At 57.5% G+C, this 12,052-nt stretch carries 8 protein-coding genes; 3 read left to right on the forward strand and 5 right to left on the reverse strand.

Translation table 11 applies throughout. From position 1 onward, the window contains the following. Positions 1–52: 52 nt before the first annotated feature. Positions 53–976 carry a Fic family protein gene (locus OZX70_RS06045; RefSeq protein WP_277179896.1) on the forward strand — a complete coding sequence of 308 codons (924 nt, stop codon included), beginning with the start codon at positions 53–55 and terminating at the stop codon, positions 974–976. A 68-nt stretch (positions 977–1,044) separates the two neighbouring features. Here OZX70_RS06045 and miaA read toward each other — a convergent pair whose 3' ends face one another. Next, positions 1,045–2,097, reverse strand: a complete 1,053-nt coding sequence (miaA, locus tag OZX70_RS06050) for a tRNA (adenosine(37)-N6)-dimethylallyltransferase MiaA (protein WP_277179898.1) — start codon at positions 2,095–2,097, stop codon at positions 1,045–1,047. 132 nt (positions 2,098–2,229) lie between these two features. Between miaA and OZX70_RS06055 the strand changes: the two genes are divergently transcribed. Together OZX70_RS06055 and OZX70_RS06060 are read left to right on the forward strand one after the other, a co-directional pair. After that, complete coding sequence (locus tag OZX70_RS06055; RefSeq protein ID WP_277179900.1) at positions 2,230–2,994, forward strand: GTP pyrophosphokinase family protein; 765 nt, start codon at positions 2,230–2,232, stop codon at positions 2,992–2,994. 186 nt (positions 2,995–3,180) lie between these two features. Further along, complete coding sequence (locus OZX70_RS06060; protein WP_277179902.1) at positions 3,181–4,143, forward strand: Bax inhibitor-1/YccA family protein; 963 nt, start codon at positions 3,181–3,183, stop codon at positions 4,141–4,143. 122 nt (positions 4,144–4,265) lie between these two features. Here OZX70_RS06060 and acnA read toward each other — a convergent pair whose 3' ends face one another. The 4 genes from acnA to OZX70_RS06080 form a co-directional block, all read right to left on the reverse strand. Further along, positions 4,266–6,983 carry an aconitate hydratase AcnA gene (acnA, locus tag OZX70_RS06065; protein ID WP_277179904.1) on the reverse strand — a complete coding sequence of 906 codons (2,718 nt, stop codon included), beginning with the start codon at positions 6,981–6,983 and terminating at the stop codon, positions 4,266–4,268. Positions 6,984–7,304: 321 nt separating this feature from the next. After that, positions 7,305–9,983, reverse strand: a complete 2,679-nt coding sequence (locus tag OZX70_RS06070; RefSeq protein WP_277179906.1) for an HAD-IC family P-type ATPase — start codon at positions 9,981–9,983, stop codon at positions 7,305–7,307. A gap of 175 nt (positions 9,984–10,158) precedes the next feature. Beyond that, entirely contained in the window at positions 10,159–10,734 is a 576-nt protein-coding gene (locus OZX70_RS06075) for a hypothetical protein (RefSeq protein WP_277179908.1), read from the reverse strand. 14 nt (positions 10,735–10,748) lie between these two features. Next, entirely contained in the window at positions 10,749–12,047 is a 1,299-nt protein-coding gene (locus tag OZX70_RS06080; protein ID WP_277179910.1) for an RNA methyltransferase, read from the reverse strand. Positions 12,048–12,052: the final 5 nt, after the last annotated feature.

A 12,052-nucleotide genomic window follows, 5' to 3' on the forward strand; every position in this document is an offset into this window, starting at 1 on the left:
CCAACCCTTTCAAATGAAGATGAAATGTATGCCTTAACATGGAGACATGGTCATGACCCCTGCGGAACGTGCGAGCGCCGTCGCGTTCTCCTACAAAAATTGCGAGCTCTCGGCAATCGTGCCGAGCGACGCAATGGTCGAAGCCGCCAACGGTTATCAGCGCGGCACGCTGGGACTTTCCGATTTCGTCAGGAGACCTGAGAACCGAGCGCACCGCAGGAAGCGCAACGAATCGAGGCCTCAGGCCACCCGACCCTACAATGACGATGGAAATCCGTTGACAAAACGTACCGACCCAAGTATCGACGAAGACAGCGTTGGGAACCGAACCGAAAAACACTATGAATCGCGGTTGCGTAACGACCGGATTTTCGCGCGTTCGGTGCGGCTGATCGATTACGGATGGCCGGCAAGAGGTGGGCTTGCCGAACTGAAAATTATCCATCGCGGGCTGTTCGTCGGAGCAATGCCCGGTGCTGGAAAATTGCGGAACGACACCTGCACTAAACCAGGCGAAGACAGTGCAAGCGGGGCGAGACAATCGAAACCGGCTGAAAATCATCGGATACATCAAGCCCCTCAACAATCAAGTCCCTATTTTCCCGCCTCGCTCATCGAAACAGGTGCAGCCAATATTTTCTCGCAGTTGGACGAGCGCGATTATTTTTCCGGGCTTGACCGCGCCGGATTTATCCGTGCCCTGGCAAGCATCTACGACGAACTGAACGCTCTGCACCCGTTTGCCTATGGCAACGGGATGGTGCTGCGCATGTTCATTTCGGAACTCACGCACGCGGTGGGCTGGGATCTGAACTGGGGCACGGTCACGCTCGAAAACTATCGAAACGCAACCAATCTTGCGCTGCTTGAACACGATATATCCGGACTGGAACGCATGTTCGCCTCAATCATCAGGCTTGCCAATCCGACGCGCATCTTCCTCATCTCCGGCTGGGACCAAGGTCCGGCGCACTGAGCGCCCAGAACCTGTGCGAAAAGCACCTTTTGAGAACCGTTTTGATGCTTTTCCTACTGATTCGTGGTTCACTGAGGAGAAAAGCACCATTTTGTGTCGTTTTTAGTGTTTTCTCGCTGGTTGGCAATGTCACCCAAGTGGTGAGTGACGTGGTGGTCGTCGGCATGAGCATCAGCCTCGTCGTAGTCGCCGGCATCGGCACGAGTCACCACATCGAGCGCTTTGCCCGTCAAATCATCGTCAAGGGCGTTGAGCCAGTGAATGCGCGGATCGCGGCCGAACCAGCCCATCTGTTTGCGGGCCAGACGCTTGGTTTTCTGCGCGATATCGGCGAATGCTTCGTTCTCGCTCATTTTGCCGTCCAGATACGCCTCGATTTGGGTATAACCCAGCGCACGCGAAGCAGTGACACCAAGTTGCGGTCGGATGCGGCGTACTTCGTCGACAAAGCCCTGCTCCCGCATTTGCGCAGTGCGAATATCGATGCGCCGGTCCAGTTCCTCACGCGGCAGGTCAAGGCCAACCTGAACCGAAGGGATAACGTAACGATAACGCGGAAGGCTCGCCGAATAAGGCCTGCCGGTAATCTCGATGACCTCAAGTGCGCGAATGGTGCGACGGGCGTTGTGCGGGTCCATGCGCTCGGCGGCTTCCGGATCCCGGCGCTTCAGTTCGTCAAACAATGCTCCGGCACCCTCGGTCTGTTCACGCCGTTCAAGCCGTGTACGCACCTCTGGGTCGGTACCGGGAAATGAAATGTCATCGATGGCCGCACGCGCGTACAGACCGGAACCACCGACCAAAATCGGGCGCACCCCCTTGCCCTGCAGATCAGTAATCTCGGCACGTGCCAGCTTCTGGAACCTCGCGACGGTCATGGTCTCGTTCGGATCGATAATATCAAGCAAATGGTGGGGCACCGCGGCCTGTTCTTTGGCAGTCGCCTTGGCTGTGCCGATATCCATAGTGCGGTACATCTGGTAGGCGTCGGCATTGACGATTTCCGCATTCTGGCTGCGCTCACCGAGCTTTTGCGCCAGAGCAATGCCCAAGCCTGTCTTGCCGGAAGCAGTAGGCCCGATAATGGAAACGACACGGGAGTTGCTGTCACTCGCTGGCATATGTCACCTCCAGGTATTCGGCGTTAACCTTCTCATTCGCGATTCTAACGACGGGCATAACCTATGATATTCGTGTTGGTTTTTAAGGAAACGTCCAGTTTAGATACGCAGCCCTCGTTAAGATGGGAAGGCGTGATACTTGATCGACACGAACGCATTAATACCGCAGAGATACAGGCAAGGCTCGAAAAGGTGGCCGAAACCGGCAGCGTGGAAACGCAAAAACCGGTTTTCCCGCCTGAGGAAATCACCTCATTCATCGATATGATGCAGGTCTACGAAGGCGCGATGTACGAGATCAGCACCAAGCTCGAAGTGCTCGACAGCGAATTCCATGTCCATTTCGCCCACGATCCTATCCACCATATGGAGCGCAGACTCAAATCCGTCAATTCGATTCTCGGCAAACTGCAGCGCCGCAACCTGCCGATGTGCACGGAATCGATACGCGACAACCTCTTCGACGTGGCCGGCATCCGCGTGATCTGCAACTATCGCGACGACGTCTATTCGGTCGCCAACTACCTTTCCAGCCAGTCCGATATCCAGGTGCTGCGAGTCAAGGACTACATCAAAAGCCCGAAGCAGAACGGCTATCGCAGCCTGCACGTCATCTACGCGGTGCCGGTCTTCCTATCCAACGGCGAGCACTACACGCCGGTCGAGGTGCAGTTCCGCACCATCGCCATGGATTATTGGGCCAGCCTCGAACACGCGTTGCGCTACAAGTCCGACCTGCCGGACGCCAAGCTCACCGAGCATTCCCAGACGCTGCTCGACTGCGCGCGCAGCCTACAGAACATCGAAACACAGATGCAGAACATCCACCGCGATATCAACGGCGCCCCGCAAAAGGAGGAAGCCCCAACCTCGCAGGCGTTCGACCCCAAAAAATAATGATGTGACGACATTGATTGCCGTTTTTCTGCAATCGTTTCGCTGGTTTCTTGTCGATAAAAAGGAACCGGCGAAATTTTATTCCTGTATTTTTCGTTGTTCACACTCAGCCAATTGCCAGTAACTGCCGATAGACTGATAACTATAACCAACAAGTGTCAATGAAAATCGATAAAAGGAGCAGGCATGGCTTTCGGGAACAGGCCTGAAGACAACAATACGCAACAGCCTTACGGGCAGCCGAACGCGTACGGGCAAAACTACGGACAGCAACAATACAACCAGTACGGTCAACCTCAGGGGCAGCCTTACGGGCAGAACTACGGCCAAGGCCAGAACATGCAGTACGGCCAGCCGTACGCACAGCCGCAGTATCAGCAGCCTCAGTACGGGCAGCCGGCCTACGCAGGCGCAGGCGCTGGAACGGCGGCACCGACGATGACGATGAACGGGCAGACCGCCTATTCCTTCGAACGTGCACGCCACGTCTCCACCACCAAAGCCTACGGCGAGATGACGCTCGGCCTGCTCTTGACCGCTGTAGTCGCCGTGTTCACCCAGATGACCGGCGCACTCGAAGGCTTCCTACTGGCCACGGGCATGATCGGCTGGATCGGTCTGGCCGTGGTGCAGGTGGCCATCGCCATCGTGCTGGGCTGGCGCATCGACAAGATGAAGGTCGGCACCGCACGCGCGATGTTCTATCTTTACGCCGCACTGACCGGCTTCACGCTCGCTACCATTTTCTATACTTACAGCCTACCGTCCATCGGCATCGCATTGGGGCTGTGCGTCGCGTTCTTCTTCGTGCTCACGATGCTTTCGCTGACGACCAAGAAGGACATGCTCAAGGCCGGCCCGATTCTGTTTGTCGCGCTTCTGGTGTTGCTTGTCGGCGAAGTCATCATGATGTTCCTTGCGCCCTCGCAGACTACGCTCATGGTCACCGGAGCCATCGGCCTCATCATCTTCGCGGGACTGACGATGTACGACGCCCAGCAGACGCGAGCCATGTTCGATGTGGCCGAGCAGCGCGGCGATACCGTGATGCTGAACCGCATCTCGATCATCTGCGCGCTGAACCTCTACCTCGACTTCATCAACATGTTCCTCTATCTGCTGCAGATTTTCGGCAACAGCGACAACTAAAAGCCAGCTAGCCCAATAGGCCTGTAGCGCATACTCGATCGGGGATGACAGATGATTTCTGCCATCCCCGATTTGTTATCTACCGAGTGTTTCCAACCACAGTCACCGTCGAACTCCAGCCTCTACTTCATCAACCGACGCAGGACATACTGGAGAATGCCGCCGTTGCGGTAGTACTCGGACTCGCCGGGGGTATCGATACGAACGGCCGCGTCGAATTGCGTGGTCTTCGCCGACTTGCCGTCAGACGCCGGCTTAGTGGCGACGACATGGACAGTCTTGGGAATCACGCCATTGTTGAGAGCCTCAACACCTTGGAAATCGTAGGTTTCCGTACCATCGAGACCCAGCGACTCGGCCGATTGGCCTTCGGGGAACTGCAGAGGAAGCACGCCCATACCGATAAGGTTAGAGCGATGGATGCGCTCGAAACTGCGGGCGATGACGACCTTGACGCCGAGCATCAGCGTGCCTTTGGCCGCCCAGTCTCGCGAAGAGCCGGTGCCGTATTCACTGCCTGCCAACACGACCAACGGGGTGCCGGCCTTGCGGTAATCGAGCGATGCATCGAAGATTGTCGAGGGCTTGCCGACGGTGAAATCGTAGGTGAACCCACCCGGACGTACCTCTTCGCCCACCGAGGCGAGCAACTGGTTGCGCAGACGGATATTGCCGAACGTGCCACGCACCATGACCTCGTGGTTGCCGCGACGGGAACCATAAGAATTGAAATCTTTCGGCTCGATGCCGTGGTCCATCAGGTACTTGCCTGCAGGGCTCGAGGCAGGGAACGCACCGGCCGGCGAGATGTGGTCGGTGGTCACGGAGTCGCCAAGCAAGGCTAAAACGCGAGCGCCGCGCACATCCTCAACCGGTTGCGGTTTGGCACTCATGCCATCGAAGAAAATCTGGCGACGTACGTAAGTGGAGTCCGGATCCCACGCAAAACGCTCACCGGTCGGTACGTCAAGAGATTTCCAACGCTCGTCACCTTCGAAGACGTCGGCGTAATCGCGCACGAACATCTCACGGTTGACGGATGCCGAAACGACCTTGTCGATTTCCTCATTGCTTGGCCAAATATCGCGCAGGAAGATTTCGCGGCCGGTTTTGGCATCTGTGCCCAGCGGCTGGGTTTCAAAGTCGAAATCGAGAGTGCCGGCAATGGCGTAGGCGATGACCAGTGGCGGCGAGGCCAGGTAGTTCATCTTGACGTCAGGGCTGATGCGGCCTTCGAAGTTGCGGTTGCCGGAAAGTACCGAAGTCATCGTCAGGTCATTGTCGTTGACGGCCTTGGAGATCTCGGGCAGCAGCGGTCCGGAGTTGCCGATACAAGTGGTGCAGCCGAAGCCGACCAGCTCATAACCCAATGCGTCCAGATCCTCCTGCAGACCGGCTTTCTTGAGGTAGTCGGCCACGACCTGCGAGCCTGGAGCCAGCGATGTTTTGACCCACGGCTTGGGCTTGAGACCGTGGGCTCGGGCAGCTCGGGCGAGCAGCCCAGCAGCGATCATCACTGAGGGATTTGAGGTATTGGTGCAACTGGTGATGGAAGCGATGGCAACATCGCCGTTCGTGATCTCAAAGTCACCGCGGAAATCGGTGTGTACCGGCACCGGGTTCTGACAGGTCTTCGACGTCTCATAGTCCGGCAGCGTTTTCTCGAACGTCTCCTTGGCCTCGTCGAGCCTGATTCGGTCCTGCGGACGCTTAGGGCCGGCAATCGAAGGGACAACCGTTCCGAGATCGAGTTCCATATATTCGGAATATTCCGGCTCCACATAATCAGGGTCACTTGTGTCTCCCCAGAGTCGATTGGCCTTGGCATAGGCTTCGACTAGCTCGATTTGCTCGTCGCTGCGTCCGGTGAGGCGCAGGTAATCCAGCGTGACCTGATCGATTGGGAAGATGCCGCAGGTCGAGCCGAATTCGGGGCTCATATTGCCGATGGTGGCACGGTTGGCCAGCGGCACGGAAGCGACGCCGTCGCCGTAGAATTCGACGAACTTGCCGACCACGCCATGCTCGCGCAGCATCTGGGTGATGGTGAGGACCACGTCGGTGGCAGTGACGCCCTCGGGAATCGAGCCGATGAGCTTAAAGCCAACCACGCGCGGGACGAGCATGGAGATGGGCTGGCCTAACATGGCCGCCTCGGCCTCGATGCCGCCGACACCCCAGCCGAGCACGCCCAGTCCGCCGACCATGGTGGTGTGGGAATCGGTGCCTACGCAGGAGTCAAGATAGGCGAGGTCACGGCCACGCTCTCCTGGTTTGCTCATGACGATTTTTGCAAGATATTCGATGTTGACCTGATGGATGATGCCGGTCCCCGGCGGCACCACGCGGAAGTTCTTGAACGCTTGCTGACCCCAGCGCAGGAAACGATAACGTTCGCCGTTGCGATGGTATTCTCGGTCCATGTTGCGCGCCACGGCATCGGCGACTCCATAGTTATCAATCTGCACAGAGTGATCGATGACCATGTCGGCCTCGACCTGCGGGTTGATGACCTCAGGATCGCCGCCCAGATCCGCCACAGCATCACGCATGGTAGCCAGGTCGACGATGCATGGCACGCCGGTAAAGTCCTGCATCAGCACGCGTGAGGGCCCGAATTCGATCTCGTGGCTCGGCTCGGCATTCGGATCCCAATCGAGCAGCTCGCGAACCTGGTCTTCGGTGACGTTGACCCCGTCGACACGGCGTAGCAGATTTTCAACCAAGACCTTCAACGAATACGGCAAGTGCTCGATGCCCCGCAAATCCGAGATCCGGTAATAATCGACTTCCTTGCCTCCGACCCGCAATGTGCTCAGCTGCTCGTCGCGCAATGACATTGAAACCCTCCGAACGTTGTAAAGATACGTTCTTTTTATTATCGGTCAATCGAAAGTCGGAAACGTTAATAAATCCGTTTTTCTTCTTGATTCCACAATAATTGCGAGGTAAAACCCTTGGAAATCAACGAAAATCGTCAATTCACTATGTGAGACCCACAAATATGAAACCAAATCCCACCAAGCATTCAATCGTAGATAAGTAATTATTATTAGTCTGTATGTCAATATGTCGTGACATACAAAACACAGGCCTGATTCCTCCCCGGATTGCAAGGATGCCTGACCTGTGTTATCGAAAGACGTTCTCTAAACGCGAACCTACTTGTTCTTCTTGCGGTTGACGACGCTCGAGTAAAGACGTCCAAAAAGGTCAGCGATGGTCTGAATACCAGCAAAGATAACGACGGAAAGGGCCAACACGATGATGGTAGCGACCAACGTCCAACCGGTCGGGAACTGAAGCTCGAAGAAATTCGAGACAATCGGGATAAACATGCCAATCAGTCCTGCCGCTGCGAACGCGGCCACCAACACGCCACGCCATGATTTCAACGGCTGGGCTACGCGGGCCATCACCAAGATACCCAACACGAAGACGACGATGGCGCAAATATCACGCAGCTTCAGCAAATCACCCGGATTGGAAAGATTCCAATTCATGAAGCCCGGCAAGGTCCACATAGTGAGCAACACGGAAAGCGCCACCGCTATACCGCCCGGCAAAGCGAAACGCACCACGCGCCCCAAGAATCCCGGAATATAGCGCCGGCTGTTCGGCGCAAGCGCGAGGATGAAAGCCGGCATGCCGATGGTCAACGCACCGATGTAGGTGATGTGGCGTGGCAGATACGGGAAGGGAATGAACGTGCAGACCACGCCGAGCGAGATGAGCGCGGAATAGACGGTTTTGACCAGGAAGAGCGAAGAGACGCGCTCCATGTTGGCCATGACCTGACGGCCGCGGGCCACAACGCTGGGCAGATGGGAGAATTTGGAATCGACCAGCACGACCTGGGCGACGGCCTTGGTGGCAGGCGCGGCGTTGCCCATGGCGATGCCCAAATCGGCCTCTTTCAAGGCGAGCGCGTCATTGACACCATCACCGGTCATGGCCACGACGTGCTTGCTTTCGTGCAGCGCGTCGACGATGGCTTTCTTCTGCTCGGGCAACACACGGCCGAGCACGTCGACGTTTTCCATGACGACGGAAAGTTTCTTGACATCACTAGGCAGTTCGCGGGCATCCATCGCCACCGGCTCGCGGTCTCCGGTCAGGCGAACGGTTCTGGCGATGGCGCCGACGGTAGCTGGGCTGTCTCCGGAGATGATGCGGCAACGCACGCCCTGCTCGCGGAACCATTCCAGCGTTTCCTCGGCGTCATCGCGGATGTGCTCTTGGCACAACACCAACGCAACCGGCACGGAAGCGGAAATCAGACGCGGATCGTTGGAAAAGTTGGTTGTGGCCTCGGACGTATTACAAGCACTGGTTGCTCGGGCAATCAGCAGTACACGCATGCCTTGATTGGCATACTTGGCCACCATATTTTTGGCAGCCGTGCTGTCGCCTTCAAAGCCGCTGAACAGCATTTCCGGTGCACCCAGATACCAGACGTCACCGCCACGCACGATGGCGCTCCATTTGCGGGCCGACGAGAAAGGCACGCGAGCATCGACGGCCTGGGCATGGACACCCTTGGCATTCAAGGCCTTAAGTACCGCCTCCCCCGTGCCGTTGGGGTTCTCCTCATTGGAGAGGTCATACAACGCCTGCACCGCCGCGGCCTTTTCGTCGTCGGTGGTGCCGACGGTCACGCTGGCGTGTACGGCGTTTTGCCCAGACGGCGCATCCACGACGATATCGGCATCGGCGACCTGACTTGCCACATCAGTCTCGCCGAGCATCACGACCTGATTGAAGACGATGCCACCGTCGGTAACGGTGCCGGTCTTATCAAGATTCAGAGCGTCGACGCGAGCGAGTGTTTCGACGCTTTCCAGTTCCTGAACCAGCGTGTGCTGACGTGCCAGACGCATTGCAGCGATGGCGAAATTCAGCGAGGTCAGCAGCACCAGGCCCTCGGGAATCATGCCGACCACGCCGGCTACGGCCGAAACGATGGCCGAACGCCACGCTCCGGTGGAGAAGGCGACCTGCCAGCCGCCGACGGTACGAATCTGGGAGGCAACGAGCAAAATACAGAGCGGAATGACGATGACGGTCATCACTTTGAGAATGGTGTTGATGCCCTTGCTCAAATCGGAGACGGTCTTCTTGTAGACCTTGGCCTTGGCCGTGAGCTTCGCGGCGTAACCGTGCTCACCCACCGCGTCGACGCGTACCAGCGCCATGCCGGAAGTCGCGTTGGAACCGGAATAGACCTCGGCCTCTTCGCCTTTTTTGACCGTGCGGGATTCGCCGGTAAGCATCGATTCGTCGAGCTCAAGTCCCCACGTATGCACGATGGTGGCGTCGGCGGGCACCTGCTCACCGCTACGAAGCCAAAGCAAATCGCCGAGCACGATGTCCTCATGCTCGATTTCGACATCCCGTCCGTCACGCCTTACCAACGATTTCGAGGCGACCAGAATGGAAAGCTTGTCAAGCGTGTGTTTGGCCCGCATTTCAGTGAAAACGCCGATGCCAGAATTGATGATGATAACGAGCCCGAAAACGGCGTCCTTCCACTGCCCGGTCAAAAGCACCAAGACCATGGCCACGAAAATGATGGCGTTGAAGAGCGTAAAGACGTTCTCGCGGATGATCTGCCCCAGCGAGCGCGAGCTTTCGGTGTCAACCTTGTTGACGTTGCCCTGCTGGACCTGCTCGGCGACTTCGGCTTGTGTGAGTCCTACTTCCGAAATCTGGGGAAGACGAACCGTGGACGCGCCTTGTTGCGCATCTTTGTTGCCATGACCATTGCCACCTTGCCCGTTCACGGACGTCTCGGCCGCACCCTGGCCGTCATTCTTCCCAAAAATTCCGGTTGCACTCATTGATTGCCCCTTACCAGCGCCTTATCCATCCCATACGCAGATTCTCAGCCACTGATGCGATTCCTATTGCTCACCCGCCGCCATCTTAAACCCCTCAGGCGGCTTTTCCTTGTTAAAGTATATGTTGTGCACTCTATCGTTTCAGCCGCGTTCGCGTTGGGCCTGCGCCGCATATTTATGGTAACGTCACGCTGATTGTCTTGTCGTGAGGATTGTCATTGATCGCTGCTTGGACGGCCTGGTCAAACGGAATCACACGCTTGGCGTCAGGCGAAGCCACTATCCGCAACGATTCGGCATACAAATTCACGTCTTTCGGAGGGTCCACCGGGTTGACCAATATCACTGGGATACCGGCATCCCTCGCGGTTTGCAACGCCTCGGGCCAACCGTCAGCTTGGCTGTTTTGCATATTGAGACTGCTCACCACGAATGCGCTGACGGGCCTGCGGGTCATGTCTTTGAACGATTGGGTCGGATTGAGCGTTGTGGTTCCGTCGGGCATAGGGGCATACACGGCCTTGATATCGACTTTGCCGAAAGCATCAAGCACCGTATGGTCGAGGTCTTCGTCACCTGTGGTGACGACGCCGATAAGGAGGTCGGATTTGTCGACACTATCATGGTTGATATGTCGGGAAACGGAAGTGGTATCCCCCACTGCGGCATTCTTCGGGGCGCAAGAAGCGAGCGCCGGCATCGCCGACAATGCTATACAGACACTCAGCACGATTGACAATCCCCGGCGCATCGCAACCGCCTACTTCATTCGCCGTCGCGCACGAAGAGCGCCACAGTTTCGACATGGTGGGTCATTGGGTAGATGTCGAAGGCCTGAATCGATTTCAGGGTGTAACCGAGCTTGGTCAGAGTAGCGGTGTCGCGAGCAAGGCTGGTCGGGTCGCAGGCAATATAGATGATGGCGTGTGTTCCGGCCTCGGCAAGCTGGCGGCAGACTTGCGCCTTGGCTCCGGCACGCGGCGGATCGAGCACGACAACGTTGGGATTAACCAGTTCTTCCGGAACCCTACGCAGGCAGTGCGCAACGTCGCCCTGCATCACGGTGACGTTGGCGTCCTTGGCGATATGCAGGTTGCGTTCGGCGTTGCGCACGGCCATACGACCGCCCTCCACCGACAGCATCTTGGTGTGACTGAAGGTCTTGGCCAGCGGAACTGTGAAAAGGCCGGAGCCAGAGAAGAGATCCCAGAGCGTGGCGGACTGCACACCGGAAAGCTCCTGGCTCACCAGACGCATGACATATTTGACTAGCGTGGGTGGGGCCAAGCGATGAACCTGCCAGAACCCGTCGGCCTCGACACCGTATTTGTAGCGTTTGCCGTCCACGTCCACGACTTCTTTGAGTCGTTTTTGTCCGGCGTGGAGATGACCGTCAACCGTGACGGCAAAGTTGTCGCCGACGGCCTCAAGCAAGGCCTTGTTTGGCGCACGGGAAGTATGGATATCGCGAGGCTCGGGTACGGCAACACGGATTTTGGCACCGGGCTCGAACTGTTCGTCCCAGAGTTTCTGGTCACGGGCGACGGCGAGCAAGGCACGGGTGGCGAGCGGCATCGTGTCGATACGCACGCGTGTATGCGAAGCGCGGCGGCGCATGGAGACGCGACCGTCTTCGTCGGCGATCAGTTCGATGCGGGTTCGCCAGTGCAGGCCTTTTTCGTCCACGTCGCCGTCCATGCGGGCGACTGGCACGTCATCGATGTCGAGATGACCCATGCGTCGCATCTGGTCGGTGATGACCGCGGACTTCCATTTGATCTGACCCGGCAGCGAGACGTGAATCAAATCGGCACCGCCGACTCCCCCGCCTTGAGCAAGTGGCCCAGCCAATGGCCAAAGCGGTTCAACACGGTCTTCCGAAGCCTCCACGACCTCGATGACCTCGCCGGTCCAGAAACGGTCGTCTCGATTGTGCGGCTCATCGAGCTCGATGGTGTCCAGCTCGCCGGGCAGCGCGAAACGCACGAAAACCACCCGCGCGTCGATATGGGCGACACAACGCCCCTGGTCGGCGTAACGCTCGATACGTACTGTGGTTTGCATGTTGA

Source organism: Bifidobacterium sp. ESL0732, from assembly GCF_029395535.1.
GTDB lineage: Bacteria > Actinomycetota > Actinomycetes > Actinomycetales > Bifidobacteriaceae > Bifidobacterium.

Coding starts and splice junctions, on each gene's coding strand:
- OZX70_RS06045 (WP_277179896.1), top strand. CDS start 53: ATGACCCCTGCGGAACGTGCGAGCGCCGTCGCGTTCTCCTACAAAAAT.
- miaA (WP_277179898.1), bottom strand. CDS start 2,097: ATGCCAGCGAGTGACAGCAACTCCCGTGTCGTTTCCATTATCGGGCCT.
- OZX70_RS06060 (WP_277179902.1), top strand. CDS start 3,181: ATGGCTTTCGGGAACAGGCCTGAAGACAACAATACGCAACAGCCTTAC.
- acnA (WP_277179904.1), bottom strand. CDS start 6,983: ATGTCATTGCGCGACGAGCAGCTGAGCACATTGCGGGTCGGAGGCAAG.
- OZX70_RS06070 (WP_277179906.1), bottom strand. CDS start 9,983: ATGAGTGCAACCGGAATTTTTGGGAAGAATGACGGCCAGGGTGCGGCC.
- OZX70_RS06075 (WP_277179908.1), bottom strand. CDS start 10,734: ATGCGCCGGGGATTGTCAATCGTGCTGAGTGTCTGTATAGCATTGTCG.
- OZX70_RS06080 (WP_277179910.1), bottom strand. CDS start 12,047: ATGCAAACCACAGTACGTATCGAGCGTTACGCCGACCAGGGGCGTTGT.